The sequence below is a fragment of the Amycolatopsis regifaucium genome, assembly GCF_001613935.1.
Lineage (GTDB): Bacteria > Actinomycetota > Actinomycetes > Mycobacteriales > Pseudonocardiaceae > Amycolatopsis > Amycolatopsis regifaucium.
Genome location: NZ_LQCI01000045.1, coordinates 189308 through 202532, shown reverse-complemented (window position 1 = coordinate 202532; position 13225 = coordinate 189308). Strand labels below are relative to the sequence as shown.

10 protein-coding genes are annotated in these 13225 nt (G+C 69.4%); 6 read left to right on the top strand and 4 right to left on the bottom strand.

The window, feature by feature from the left end:
• Positions 1–103: 103 nt before the first annotated feature.
• The 3 genes from AVL48_RS31880 to AVL48_RS31870 all read right to left on the bottom strand — a co-directional run bounded on the left by AVL48_RS31880 (position 104) and on the right by AVL48_RS31870 (position 4097).
• Positions 104–676 carry an FKBP-type peptidyl-prolyl cis-trans isomerase gene (locus AVL48_RS31880; RefSeq protein ID WP_061980698.1) on the bottom strand — a complete coding sequence of 191 codons (573 nt, stop codon included), beginning with the start codon at positions 674–676 and terminating at the stop codon, positions 104–106.
• Positions 677–686: 10 nt separating this feature from the next.
• On the bottom strand, positions 687–2942 hold the full coding sequence (locus AVL48_RS31875; protein ID WP_143104709.1) for a HelD family protein: 2256 nt from the start codon (positions 2940–2942) through the stop codon (positions 687–689).
• Positions 2943–3116: 174 nt separating this feature from the next.
• Positions 3117–4097 carry a heme o synthase gene (locus AVL48_RS31870; protein WP_061980697.1) on the bottom strand — a complete coding sequence of 327 codons (981 nt, stop codon included), beginning with the start codon at positions 4095–4097 and terminating at the stop codon, positions 3117–3119.
• 299 nt (positions 4098–4396) lie between these two features.
• Between AVL48_RS31870 and tkt the strand changes: the two genes are divergently transcribed.
• From tkt to pgl, 6 genes are read left to right on the top strand one after another with little or no spacing between them, the layout of a single operon-like run.
• Positions 4397–6499, top strand: coding sequence for a transketolase (gene tkt, locus AVL48_RS31865; protein ID WP_061980696.1), 2103 nt, complete (start codon positions 4397–4399; stop codon positions 6497–6499).
• 12 nt (positions 6500–6511) lie between these two features.
• A complete protein-coding gene (gene tal, locus AVL48_RS31860) occupies positions 6512–7624 on the top strand; it encodes a transaldolase (protein WP_061980695.1) in 1113 nt (370 codons plus the stop codon).
• Positions 7625–7633: 9 nt separating this feature from the next.
• Positions 7634–9253 carry a glucose-6-phosphate isomerase gene (locus tag AVL48_RS31855; protein ID WP_061980694.1) on the top strand — a complete coding sequence of 540 codons (1620 nt, stop codon included), beginning with the start codon at positions 7634–7636 and terminating at the stop codon, positions 9251–9253.
• Complete coding sequence (zwf, locus tag AVL48_RS31850; RefSeq protein ID WP_061980693.1) at positions 9250–10779, top strand: glucose-6-phosphate dehydrogenase; 1530 nt, start codon at positions 9250–9252, stop codon at positions 10777–10779. The genes AVL48_RS31855 and zwf overlap by 4 nt, the downstream gene beginning before the upstream one ends.
• Positions 10776–11780, top strand: a complete 1005-nt coding sequence (opcA, locus tag AVL48_RS31845) for a glucose-6-phosphate dehydrogenase assembly protein OpcA (protein ID WP_061980692.1) — start codon at positions 10776–10778, stop codon at positions 11778–11780. Before zwf ends, opcA begins: the two co-directional genes overlap by 4 nt.
• Positions 11777–12556, top strand: a complete 780-nt coding sequence (pgl, locus tag AVL48_RS31840) for a 6-phosphogluconolactonase (RefSeq protein ID WP_061980691.1) — start codon at positions 11777–11779, stop codon at positions 12554–12556. Before opcA ends, pgl begins: the two co-directional genes overlap by 4 nt.
• Positions 12557–12629: 73 nt before the next feature.
• Here pgl and AVL48_RS31835 read toward each other — a convergent pair whose 3' ends face one another.
• A complete protein-coding gene (locus AVL48_RS31835) occupies positions 12630–12962 on the bottom strand; it encodes a hypothetical protein (RefSeq protein ID WP_061980690.1) in 333 nt (110 codons plus the stop codon).
• Between the last annotated feature and the right edge of the window lie 263 nt (positions 12963–13225).

The following is a 13225-nucleotide window of genomic DNA, read 5'->3' as shown; positions in this document are numbered from 1 at the left end:
CCTTCCTTGCGCCTAACGCAAGGAAGGGGGCCATCATGTACTGGTTCGACCTCGTCGCCCACGTGAAGCCGCCGGAATGCTCCTGGGGCGAACCGGACCTCAGTCAGCCGTTGTTGGCGGGGACACTCACCGCGTCGGTCACGAAGACCAGCGTCTCGTTCGGCGCGATGCCGCGCCCGCCCTGGCCGTAGCCGAGGTCCGGCGGGATGATCAGCAGCCGCCGCGCACCCTGCTTGATCCCTTCCAGGCCCTGGTCCCAGCCCTTGATGACCATGCCGGCGCCGAGGGTCAGGTCGAACGGCTCACCTCGGTCGAAGGAGCTGTCCAGCTTCTTCTTGTCGGACCAGGTGACCAGCGAATAGTTCATCTTCAGGTTCGCGCCGGACTTGGCACCCTCACCGGTGCCGGGCTCGAGGTCCTTGGTGATGAGCTTCTTCGGCGGGTCGCAGTCGTCCGGGATGGTGATGGTCGGCGCCTCCCCGAACTTCCCGGTGGTCTTGACGTCCTCCGCCGTGCATTCCTTGCCCTTCGGGGCCGCCGGAGCCGAAGAAGACGCCGACGCGGGGGCCGCGCCGGAGGACGGTTGGGCGGAACCTGCGGTGTTCTGTTTCTCGCCACAGGCCGCCAGGGCGAGGACGCCCGCGCCGATGACCACGATCTTGCCGAATGTGCGCATGCGGCCGACCTTAGCCAAGACCCTCCAGCGCCGGAACAAGGTCACCGGTCTGCACTACGCCCATCCGCCGGGTCGCCCTGGTCAGGGCCACGTAAAGATCGTTGAGCCCGCGCGGCGACTCGGCGACGACCTCGTCCGGCGCGATCAGCACCACGGAGTCGAACTCGAGGCCCTTCGCCCGGTCCACCGCCATCACCGACACCCGGTCCCCCGCCGCGCCGAGCATCTCGGAAACAGGAGCGACCCGGGAGGCCGGGCACAGCACCGCGACCGTCCCACCGTCCACAGCGGACAGTTCGGCCTCGACGATCCCCGGCAGCCCGGCGGCGAGGTCATCCGGCGCCACCGAACGCGACCACGGCTCGAAACCCGTCTCCCGCACCGAAACCGGCGCTTCCAGTTCCGGGTTGACGTCGGCGAGCACCCGCGCCGCGACGGCCATGATCTCGGCCGGGGTCCGGTAGTTCACGGTCAGCTCTTCGAGCCGCCAGCGGTCGGCGACGTAGGGCGAGAGCACCTCGCCCCAGGACCGCGCGCCGCCGGAAGCGCCGGTCTGCGCCACGTCACCGACGAGCGTCATCGACCGGTTCGGCGACCGGCGCATCAGCAACCGCCAGTCCATCGCGGTCAGTTCCTGCGCCTCGTCGACGATCACGTGCCCGAACGTCCAGGTCCGGTCCTGCGCGGCCCGCTGCGCCGCGGTCATCTCGCTGCGGCGCTGCTGGCGTTCGGCGAACAGCTCGGCGTCGAGGACGTCGCTCACCCGCAGCAGTTCCTCGTCGATGATCTCCTCGTCCTGTTCGAGGATGTCGAGCACGCCTTCCGCGTACGCGCGGTCTTCCCGCTCGCGGCGGACGCGCTCGGCCCTGGCGTCGGTGTCGTCCTCGCCCAGCAACTCGGCGAGTTCGTCGAGCAGCGGGACGTCGGCCGGGCTCCACTGCGCGTCCGTCGGGCTGTAGAGCCGCTCACGATCGGTTTCCGACAAGGCTTTCCCGGCCGCGCCACGCAACCGTTCCGGGTCGGCGAAAAGCTCGTCGAGCACGACTTCGGGGGTGAGCGTCGGCCACAGTCCGTCGAGGGCGGCGGCCACGTTCTTGTCGGCGGCGACCTCGGCGCGGATGTCCTGGACGTCACGCGCGTCGAGCAGATCCTCCCCCAGTTTGCGGGCGGCCTGCCGGGTGAGCGCGTCGAGGACGTCGGAGACGAAGATCCGCCGCGCGAGGTTGTGCGGACGGCGTGACCGGCGGGCCCGCGTCCGCGCCTCGGTGCAGGTCTTGCGGTCGAGCATGAGGATCTCGCGCTCGAACTCGATCTCCAGCACCGGTTCCGGCACGCGCTGACGGTCACGGACGGCGTTGGCGAGTACGTCGGCCATCACCGCGCGGCCCTTGATCTCGGCGGCCTCACGGGTGACCGGGCCGACGGCGTCCAGGCCCGGGTACAGCTGCCCGATCGTGGCCAGCAGCACCCCGGTCTCGCCCAGCGACGGCAGGACCTGCCCGATGTAGCGGAGGAAGGTGCTGTTGGGGCCGACCACGAGCACGCCCCGGGTGGTGAGCTGCTGCCGGTGCGTATAGAGCAGGTACGCCGCGCGGTGCAGCGCGACCGCGGTCTTTCCGGTGCCCGGCCCGCCCTGGACCACCAGGACGCCGTTCGGCGACGCGCGGATGATGCGGTCCTGCTCGGCCTGGATGGTGGCGACGATGTCGCTCATCTCGCCGGTGCGACGGCGTTCGAGCGCGGCCAGCAGTGCCGCCTCCCCCGCCAGCCCGAGGTCCTGGCCCTGGTCGGCGGCGGAGAGATCGAGGATCTCGTCGTCGACGCCGACGACCTTCCGGCTCAGCGACCGGATGTGCCGCCGCCGCCGGACGCCCTCGGGTGAAGCGGCGGTGGCGAGGTAGAAGGGCCGCGCGACCGGCGCGCGCCAGTCGACGAGCAGCGGGCGGTAGTCGTCGTCCTCGTCGAACAGCCCGAGCCGTCCGATGTAGGTGGTCTCCTCCGCGTGCTCGGGGAGGAAGTCGAGGCGGCCGAAGCACAGGCCCTGCTCGACGGAGCTCAGCTGGGCCAGCCTGTCGGTGTACAGCGTCGTCGCGACGTCGCGTTCGGTGCGTGCTTGCGGAGTGCCGCCGGTCTGGCGCAGCGTCTGGTCGAGCCTGCGCTGGGCGTCGACGCGTTCGGCGTCGAGCTTGCGGTACAGGGTGGTGACGTACTCCTGTTCGAGTGCGACGTCGGTGTCCGTCGCATCGAGCTCCCGGTCCGGGGACACGGACAAAAGCAGCCTGCTTTCGAGAGGTGGGACAAGGGCCGAACGGATTACAACGGCACCCGCCATCATCTCATTCCCGCCCCGCGTGCCCCGACACGCATTTAGTCCTCTGAACGCGGTAGTTGCGTCCGCAACTACCGCGTTCAGAGGACTAAATGCAGGACGCGCCCGGCGTTAGAAGGGCAGGCCGATGACCGGCAGGCCGATGGCCGAGTCGACGGCCAGTGCGACGAACACGATCATCAGGTACGTGTTCGACCGGTGGAACAGCGACATCGGCTTGGTCTCCTCGCCGCGCCGCACCGCCGCGTTCAGGCTGTGCGCGTAGAAGAGGAACCAGCCGCCCGCCAGGATCGCGAACGTCGTGTAGATCCAGCTCGTCACCGGGACCAGCAGCAGGGTCCAGGCGACCATCACCCACGAGTAGATGACGATCTGCCGCGCGACGTGCTGCGGGGTGGCGACCACCGGCAGCATCGGCACGCCGGCGCGCTCGTAGTCGTCGCGGTACTTCATGCCCAGCGCCCAGGTGTGCGGCGGCGTCCAGAAGAAGATGACGCCGAACATGACGAACGCGGGCCACTCGACGGTGCCGGTGACCGCGGCCCAGCCGATGACGACCGGCATGCAGCCCGCCGCGCCGCCCCAGACCACGTTCTGTGACGTACGCCGCTTCAGCACCAGCGTGTAGACGAAGATGTAGAACAGGATCGTCGCGATCGCGAGGATCGCCGAGAGCAGGTTCACCGTGAAATAGAGCACCACGGCGGACAGCACCCCGAGTACGAGGCCGAAGATCAGCGCGCCGCGGCGGGGCACCGATTCCTTCACCAGCGGACGGCGCTTCGTGCGGTTCATCACCTTGTCGATGTCCGCGTCGATGACGCAGTTCAAGGCGTTCGCGCTGCCGGCGGCCATCGTGCCGCCCACGAGCGTCGCGAGCACCAGCCACGGCGACGGGATCTCCCGGCCTGCCAGGAACATCGCGGGGATCGTGGTGACGAGGAGGAGCTCGATCACCCTGGGCTTCGCGAGGGCGGCGTACGCGCCGACGACCTGGCGGATTGTTCGCCGGCCACCGTGCGGTCGTTCACCGGTCGGATGTACGGCGCTGGTGCGGTCACTGCGTCCGTGCGCAGCGTTCACCAACGACATTTCACTCCCTGCGTCAGTTTTCGGGCCGGGTCCCGCCAGGCTTCCGGGTGATGTGGCGGCCCCGGATCCCCGCGTTCTGAACCCTTCCTCGATGTTAGACGTGCTGTTTCCAGAGGGTGATCGCGGGTCCTTCACCGGCCGAACCATTAGGCTGGCCGGGGTAGCTCGCGGCGTGCTTCTGCGAACGGTCCGGAGCAGGAATATCGTCCCTTCCGGATCGATTGAGATTAGTAGGGGTACGCGTGGGCTACCCATGAGGGAAGAGAAGCCACAACCTGATGACGGGGAGTTCGAGTTCAGTGTCCGAAACCGCCTCTACCAGCGAGAAGAACCCACTCCTGGAGCGCAACGTGCCCGCCGACTGGACCGACCTCGACACGCGGGCCGTCGACACCGTCCGGGTGCTCGCCGCGGACGCGGTCGAGAACTGCGGCAGCGGTCACCCCGGCACGGCGATGAGCCTGGCGCCGCTCGCCTACACGCTGTTCCAGCGGACGCTGCGCCACGACCCGGCGGACCCCGAGTGGCCCGCGCGTGACCGCTTCATCCTCTCCGCCGGTCACTCGAGCCTCACCCTCTACATCCAGCTGTACCTCGCCGGCTTCGGCCTGGAGCTGGAAGACCTGAAGCAGCTCCGCACGTGGGACTCGAAGACCCCGGGTCACCCGGAGTACCGCCACACCAAGGGCGTCGAGACCACCACCGGCCCGCTCGGCCAGGGCCTGGCCAACGCGGTCGGCATGGCGATGGCGGCCCGCCGCGAGCGCGGCCTGCTGGATCCGGACGCTCCGCACGGCGAGAGCATCTTCGATCACTACGTCTACGTGATCGCCTCCGACGGTGACATCGAGGAGGGCGTCACCGCCGAGGCCTCGTCGATCGCCGGTCGCCAGGAGCTGGGCAACCTGATCGTCTTCTGGGACGACAACGAGATCTCCATCGAGGACGACACCAAGATCGCGCTGTCCGAGGACGTCGTGAAGCGCTACGAGGCTTACGGGTGGCACACCCAGGTCGTCGAGGGTGGCGAGAACGTCGTCGCGATCGAAGAGGCCATCAAGGCCGCCAAGGCCGAGACCGGGCGCCCGTCGTTCATCGCGCTGAAGACCGTCATCGGGTACCCGGCGCCGAAGAAGATGGGCACCGGCAAGGCCCACGGCGCCGCGCTGGGCGCCGAAGAGGTCGCCGCGGTCAAGGAGATCCTCGGCTTCGACCCGGAGCGGACCTTCCAGGTCGACGACGACGTCATCGCGCACACCCGCCAGGCCGTCGACCGCGGCAAGACCGCGCGCGCCGAATGGCAGGAGAAGTTCGAGGCGTGGGGCGCCGCCAACCCGGAGCGCAAGAAGCTCGCGGACCGGATGTCGACCCGCACGCTGCCCGAGGGCTTCGCGGACAACCTGCCGACGTGGGAGCCGGACGCCAAGGGCATCGCGACCCGCAAGGCCTCCGGTGAGGTGCTCAACGCGCTCGCCGAGCCGCTTCCCGAGCTGTGGGGCGGTTCCGCGGACCTCGCGGAGAGCAACAACACCACCATGAAGGGGGCCGACTCGTTCGGCCCGGAGAAGGCTTCCACCGAGATGTGGAAGACCAGCCCCTACGGCCGGACGCTGCACTTCGGCATCCGTGAGCACGCGATGGGCTCGATCCTCAACGGCATCGCGCTGCACGGCGGCACCCGCCCCTACGGCGCGACGTTCCTGATCTTCTCCGACTACATGCGCCCGCCCGTGCGGCTGGCCGCGCTGATGAAGGCGCCGGTCACCTACGTGTGGACGCACGACTCGATCGGCCTGGGCGAGGACGGCCCCACCCACCAGCCGATCGAGCAGCTCTCCGCCCTGCGCGCCATCCCCGGCCTCAACGTCGTCCGCCCGGCGGACGCCAACGAGACCGCGTACGCGTGGAAGGCCGTCCTGGAGGACGTCCACCACCCGTCGGGCCTCGCGCTGACCCGGCAGAACGTGCCGGTACTGGAAGGCACCAGCGCCGAGGGCGTCAAGCGAGGCGGTTACGTCCTCGCCGAGGCGTCCAACGGCAGCCCCGAGGTCGTGCTGATCGCGACCGGCTCCGAGGTCCAGCTGGCCGTCGAGGCCCGCAAGACCCTGGAAGCCGACGGCATCCCGGCGAGCGTCGTCTCGATGCCGTGTGTCGAGTGGTTCGACGCGCAGGACCAGTCCTACAAGGACTCCGTCCTCCCGCCGTCGGTCAAGGCACGCGTCTCCGTCGAAGCCGGTATCGCCCAGTCGTGGCACCGCTTCACCGGTGACGCCGGGGAGAACGTCTCGATCGAGCACTTCGGTGCTTCGGCCGACGCCGCCACGCTCTTCCGCGAGTTCGGTTTCACCGCGGAAGCCGTCGTCGACGCCGCCCGTCGCTCGATCGCCAACACCAAGAACTGATAAGGGGAAAGCATGAGCAACGACAAGCTCGCGCAACTGTCCGAGGCAGGCGTCTCGATCTGGCTCGACGACCTGTCCCGTGAGCGACTGAACACCGGCAACCTCGCCGGCCTGATCCGCGACAAGCACGTCGTCGGCGTCACCACCAACCCGACGATCTTCGCCAACGCGATGTCGAAGGGCGAGGCCTACGACGAGCAGACCAAGGAACTCGCCGCCCGCGGTGCCGACGTCGAGGCCACCATCCGGGAGCTGACCACCACCGACGTGCGCAACGCCGCGGACCTGTTCCGCGACGTCTACAACGCCACGAGCGGGGTCGACGGCCGGGTGTCCATCGAGGTGGACCCGCGGCTGGCCAAGGACTCCGACAAGACGGTGGCCGAGGCGCAGGACCTGTGGAAGACCGTGGACCGGCCCAACGTGCTGATCAAGATCCCGGCCACCGAAGAGGGTCTCCCGGCGATCACCAAGACGCTCGCCGAGGGCATCAGCGTCAACGTCACGCTGATCTTCTCGGTGGAGCGGTACCGGGCGGTCATCGAGGCCTACTTCGCCGGGCTGGAGCAGGCCAAGGCCAACGGCCACGACCTCAAGGGCATCCACTCGGTCGCGTCGTTCTTCGTGTCCCGTGTGGACACCGAGATCGACAAGCGGCTCGACGCCATCGGCACCGACGAGGCCAAGGCGCTGCGCGGTGAAGCCGCCATCGCCAACGCGCGGCTCGCCTACGCGGCGTTCGAGGAGCTCTTCGCTTCGGATCGCTGGAAGGCGCTCGCCGAGGCGGGAGCGAACCCGCAGCGTCCGCTGTGGGCCTCCACCGGGGTGAAGGACCCGCAGTACTCCGACACCCGCTATGTGGACCAGCTCGTCGTCAAGGACACGGTCAACACGATGCCGGAGAAGACCCTCGACGCGGCCGCGGACCACGCCGAGGTCACCGGTGACACGGTGACCGGCAAGGGCGCCGACGCGCAGGCCGTCTTCGACAAGCTGAGCGCTGTCGGCATCGACATCACCGACGTCTTCCTGACCCTCGAAAACGAGGGCGTCGAGAAGTTCGAGAAGTCGTGGACCGAGCTTCTCGAGACCGTCAACGGACAGCTCGAAAAGGCAAAGGACTGATCACCGACCATGGCAGGGGAAACGACCGGCGTCGAAATCGTCGACGCCGCCCTGGCCGGCAAAGCCGCTCCGTTCGCGGAGCGGCTTGTCGCCGACCAGGTCGCATCGAAATTGGCGTCCAAGGACGCCACACTGTGGGGTCCCGAAGCCGAGTCCGAAGCGTCGATCCGTCTCTCGTGGACGACGCTGCACAAGTCCTCGCGGCCGTTGATCGGCGAGATCGAGGCACTGCGGACCGACCTGCGCTCTGAGGGTGTCGACCGCGTCGTCCTCGCCGGCATGGGCGGTTCGTCGCTGGCACCCGAGGTGATCGCCGCGACCGAGGGGGTCGCGCTGACCGTCCTCGACACCACCGACCCTGGCCAGGTCGCCGACGCTCTCGCCGGTGACCTGGAGCGGACGGTGATCGTCGTGTCCTCCAAATCGGGCGGCACCGTCGAAACCGACAGCCACCGGCGGATCTTCGCGAAGGCCTTCGCCGACGCGGGCATCGACGCGGCCCGGCGGATCGTGGTCGTCACCGACCCCGGCTCCCCGTTCGCGGACCTGTCCGAAAAGGAGGGTTACCGCAAGGTCTTCCTCGCCGACCCGGACGTCGGCGGCCGCTACTCGGCGCTGACCGCGTTCGGTCTCGTCCCGGCCGGGCTCGCCGGCGCGGACATCGCCCGCTTGCTCGACCAGGCCGCTTCGGTCGCCGAGACGCTGGCGGCCGATTCGACCGACAACCCCGCGGTGAAGCTGGCCGCGGCGTGGGCGGCGGCGCACGAGGACGGCGCGGAAAAGGTCGTCATCGCCGACACCGGTTCGGGTATCAAGGGCTTCGCCGACTGGGCGGAGCAGCTGATCGCCGAGTCCACCGGCAAACAGGGCACCGGTCTCCTGCCGGTCGCCGTCGAGGGCCCGGACTCCCCCGGTTTCGCCGACGCGAAGTCCGACGCCACCCCGGTGGCGGTGGGCCAGGCCGGAGGCGCGGCGAAGATCGCGGTCACCGGCCCGCTCGGCGCCCAGATGCTGCTGTGGGAGTTCGCCACCGCGCTCGTCGGCAGGCTGCTCGGGATCAACCCGTTCGACCAGCCCGACGTCGAGGCCGCCAAGAAGGCCGCGCGGTCCCTGCTCGACAACCCGGACGCGCTCAAGGGCGGCGAAGAGCCGTCCACCGTGGACGGCGCGGTCCAGGTGTTCGGTTCGGCGGGCGTGGCCACCGACGGGAAGCTCGCGGACATCCTGCGGGCTTTCTTCGACTCCGCCCCGGAAACCGGGTACATCGCGGTACAGGCCTACCTCGACCGGCTCGACGACGCGTCGACGGCCCTCCTGCGCGGCGAAATCGCCAAGCGGACCGGACGGCAGACCACGTTCGGCTGGGGCCCGCGGTTCCTGCACTCCACCGGGCAGTACCACAAGGGCGGGCATCAGAACGGTGTCTTCCTGCAGCTCACCGGCGCCGTCGAGCAGGATCTCGACGTACCGGACCGGCCGTACACCCTCGGGGTGCTGCAGCACGCGCAGGCGCTCGGTGACGGCCAGGTGCTCGCCGAGCACGGCCGTCCGGTCCTGCGCCTGCACCTCACCGACCGGGCCGCCGGCCTGGCCGAACTGGTCCGCGCGGTACAGGAGGCAGGCGAGTGACCCGTGCCTGGAACAACCCCCTGCGCGATCCGCGCGACAAGCGGCTGCCGCGCATCGCCGGGCCGTCCAGCCTGGTGATCTTCGGCGTCACCGGTGACCTCGCCCGCAAGAAGCTGATGCCGGCGATCTACGACCTCGCCCACCGCGGGCTGCTGCCTGCCGGGTTCTCCCTGGTGGGCTTCGCCCGCCGGGACTGGGAGCACCAGGACTTCGGCGAGCTCGTGCACGATTCGGTCAAGGAGCACGCGCGGACGCCGTTCAAGGAGTCGGTGTGGAACCGGCTCGCCGAAGGCATCCGTTTCGTGCAGGGCACCTTCGACGACGACGAGGCCTTCGACAAGCTCGCGCAGACGGTCAAGGACCTCGACGCCGAACGCGGCACCGGTGGCAACACCGCGTTCTACCTGTCGATCCCGCCGGGCGCGTTCCCGGTGGTGACCAAGCAGCTCGCCCGCTCCGGCCTCGCCGACGCGAGCGAGGAGACCTGGCGCCGCGTCGTCATCGAGAAGCCGTTCGGCCGCGACCTCAAGAGCGCCAAGGAGCTCAACGAGATCGTGAACGACGTCTTCCCCGAGGAGTCGGTGTTCCGCATCGACCACTACCTCGGCAAGGAGACGGTGCAGAACCTGCTGGCGCTGCGGTTCGCGAACCAGCTGTTCGAGCCGATCTGGAACGCCAACTACGTGGACCACGTGCAGATCACCATGGCCGAGGACATCGGCCTCGGCGGCCGCGCGGGGTACTACGACGGTATCGGCGCCGCCCGTGACGTCATCCAGAACCACCTGCTGCAACTCCTCGCGCTGACCGCGATGGAGGAGCCCGTCTCGTTCGCGCCGCGCGCGCTGCGGGCCGAGAAGGTCAAGGTCCTTTCGGCGACGAAGCCCGTGGGACCGTTCGAAGAGACGACCGCGCGCGGCCAGTACGCGGGCGGCTGGCAGGGCGGCATGAAGGTGCCGGGTCTGTTGCAGGAAGGGGGCTTCGCGAAGGACTCGACGACCGAGACCTACGCCGCGGTGACCCTCGAGGTGCAGAACCGCCGCTGGGCGGGTGTGCCGTTCTACCTGCGGACGGGCAAGCGGCTGGGCCGCCGGGTCACCGAGATCGCCGTGGTGTTCAAACGGGCGCCGCATCTGCCGTTCGACTCGACCTCGACCGAGGAACTGGGCCAGAACGCGCTGGTGATCCGGGTGCAGCCCGACGAGGGCATCACGCTGCGGTTCGGGTCGAAGGTGCCGGGGACCACGATGGAGGTCCGCGACGTCACCATGGACTTCGGCTACGGGCACGCGTTCACCGAGTCCTCGCCGGAGGCCTACGAGCGGCTGATCCTGGACGTGCTGCTCGGCGAGCCGTCGCTGTTCCCGGTGAACGAAGAGGTCGAGCTGTCCTGGGAGATCCTGGACCCGATCCTCGACGCCTGGGCCAAGAAGGGCGCGCCCGAGCAGTACCCGCCGGGTTCGTGGGGCCCGCCGTCCGCGGACGAAATGCTGGAGCGTACCGGCCGGAACTGGAGGCGTCCGTGATCATCGACCTGCCGTCGACCACGACGTCGCAGCTGAACAAGAAACTCGTCGAGATCCGCGAACAGGGCGGGCAGGTGGCGCTCGGCCGGGTGCTGACCCTCGTCATCGTGGCCGATGACGACGACAGGCTCGAAGAGGCGATCGAAGCCGCCAACGAAGCCAGCCGGGAGCACCCCTCCCGGGTGATCGTGGTGGCCAAGGGCGCGCGGACCGCGGCACCGCGGATCGACGGCCAGATCCGGGTCGGCGGCGACGCCGGCGCGAGCGAGGTCATCGTCCTGCGGCTCTACGGCCCGCTGGCCGCGCAGGGGCAGAGCGCGGTCGTGCCGCTGCTGCTGCCGGACGCGCCGATCGTCACCTGGTGGCCGGGCACCGGTCCGAAGGCCCCGGCCAAGGACCCGCTCGGCGAGCTGGCCCAGCGCCGGATCACCGACTCCGCCGCGGAGAAGGCGCCGATAAGAGCACTCACCACGAGGGCGAAGTCCTATGTGGAGGGTGACACCGACCTGGCGTGGACCCGGCTGACCAGCTGGCGCGCACAGCTCGTGTCCGCCTTGGACCTTCCGCCGCACGAGAAGGTCACCGGGGCGACCGTGACCGGCGAGGCCGACTCGCCGTCGACAGAGCTGCTCGCGGGCTGGCTGGCCGAGTACCTGAAGGTGCCGGTCAAGCGGGTCAAGAGCACCGGCGCCGCGGGCATCATCTCGGTGACGCTGGACCGGCGTTCCGGCCCGGTGGAGCTGCACCGGCCGGACGGGCGGGTCGGCACGCTGACCCAGCCGGGCCAGCCCACCCGGCGGATCGCCCTGCAGCGGCGGGACAACAAGGACTGCCTGATCGAGGAGCTGCGGCGGCTCGACCCGGACGAGGTCTACGAGGCTTCGCTGAACGGGCTCGCGAAGATCTCCTCCGGCACGGCCACCAAGGCCGTCCCGGTGAAGAAGGCTCCGGCGGCTCCCAAGAAGAAGGCCGCGGTCGCCGCGAAGAAGAGCGAGTCATGAGCAAGACCGAGGTCGTCGTCTACGGGAACCCGGACCTCCTGGCCGCCGCCGCGGCGGCCAGGCTGGTCACCCGGATCGTGGACGTCCAGGCGGCCAAGGGGTCGGCTTCGGTGGTGCTCACCGGCGGTGGCACCGGAATCGCGATCCTGAAGGAACTGCGCGAGTCCAGTGCCCGTGACGCCATCGACTGGTCGCGTCTCGACGTCTACTGGGGCGACGAGCGCTTCGTCCCGGCCGGCTCGGACGAGCGCAACGAGAAGCAGGCCCGCGAGGCCCTGCTCGACCACGTCCCGATCGACCCGGAGCGGGTGCACGCCATGGCACCCTCGGACGGCGAGTTCGGCGACGACGTCGACGCCGCGGCCGCCGCTTACGCGGAGGTCCTGGCGGCCAACGCCCGTCCCGAGGACCACGGTGACGTGCCGTCGTTCGACATCATGCTGCTCGGCCTCGGCGGGGAGGGGCACACCGCCTCGATCTTCCCCGAGAGCCCGGCGGTGTACGAGCAGGAGCGTTCGGTCGTCGCGGTGCGCAACTGCCCGAAGCCGCCGCCGACCCGGATCTCGCTGACCCTGCCCGCGATCCGGCGCGCGCGGGACGTCTGGCTGGTCACCGGCGGCGACACCAAGGCGGACGCCGTCGCGCTGGCGCTGGCCGGTGCGGGCGAGGTGCAGATCCCGGTGGCGGGAGCACGCGGCGATCGTCGCACGCTCTGGCTGCTGGACCGGGGCGCCGCTTCGAAGCTCACGAAGGTCTATCAGCCTCCGACGGCCTGACGCTTTGCGCGGAAGGGCCCCTTCCCTTGGCTGAGCCGAGGGAAGGGGCCCTTTACGCGCTTCAGGTCAGGACTCAGTCGGGCAGGTCGTAGTCGGCGCTGACGGACTCCCAGCCGGCCGGGCAGAACGCCGTGGCGCTGAAGTTCTTCTGCGTCCAGGGGCTGAAGAAGACCTCCCAGTCGCCACGGGTCGACTTACACCGGACACCCACCCGGAACGCGATGTCATAGCACTTCCCCCCGGCCCTGTCGGCGAGGCGCCAGATCGGATCACAGTTCGCCATCAGCTGGACTGCCGACTCCGACCCGGTACCCGTGGCCGGGGCGGCGGAGGCGACTCCGGCTCCGATGGTGGCCAGGGCACCGGCAACAGGCAGGGCGGCCAGCGCGAGCAGGGACTTCCTCATTGTTCTCCTTCGTCCTTCGGTGCGGAAACCGAAATCTAGAGGAGGCCGCTGTCAGGGGACTGTCACGGTAAAGTCCGGACCCACCGACCGAACGTTCATGCACTTGTCCGCAGAACGGACAGTGACCGAACAGTCGCTAGCCCGACTGGGGGAAACTTACCGCCTTCGTACATCCACCCGTTAGCATCCGCACATTTGTTCGTTCCTGCGCGTCCCGATCGGGCGAAGAACACGTCTCACCATCCAAGTCCACAAGACGAGTG

Bases quoted from the DNA above. Each gene is read 5' to 3' on its own strand.
- AVL48_RS31880 (WP_061980698.1), bottom strand. From the start codon at position 676: ATGCGCACATTCGGCAAGATCGTGGTCATCGGCGCGGGCGTCCTCGCC.
- AVL48_RS31870 (WP_061980697.1), bottom strand. From the start codon at position 4,097: ATGTCGTTGGTGAACGCTGCGCACGGACGCAGTGACCGCACCAGCGCC.
- tal (WP_061980695.1), top strand. From the start codon at position 6,512: ATGAGCAACGACAAGCTCGCGCAACTGTCCGAGGCAGGCGTCTCGATC.
- AVL48_RS31855 (WP_061980694.1), top strand. From the start codon at position 7,634: ATGGCAGGGGAAACGACCGGCGTCGAAATCGTCGACGCCGCCCTGGCC.
- pgl (WP_061980691.1), top strand. From the start codon at position 11,777: ATGAGCAAGACCGAGGTCGTCGTCTACGGGAACCCGGACCTCCTGGCC.
- AVL48_RS31835 (WP_061980690.1), bottom strand. From the start codon at position 12,962: ATGAGGAAGTCCCTGCTCGCGCTGGCCGCCCTGCCTGTTGCCGGTGCC.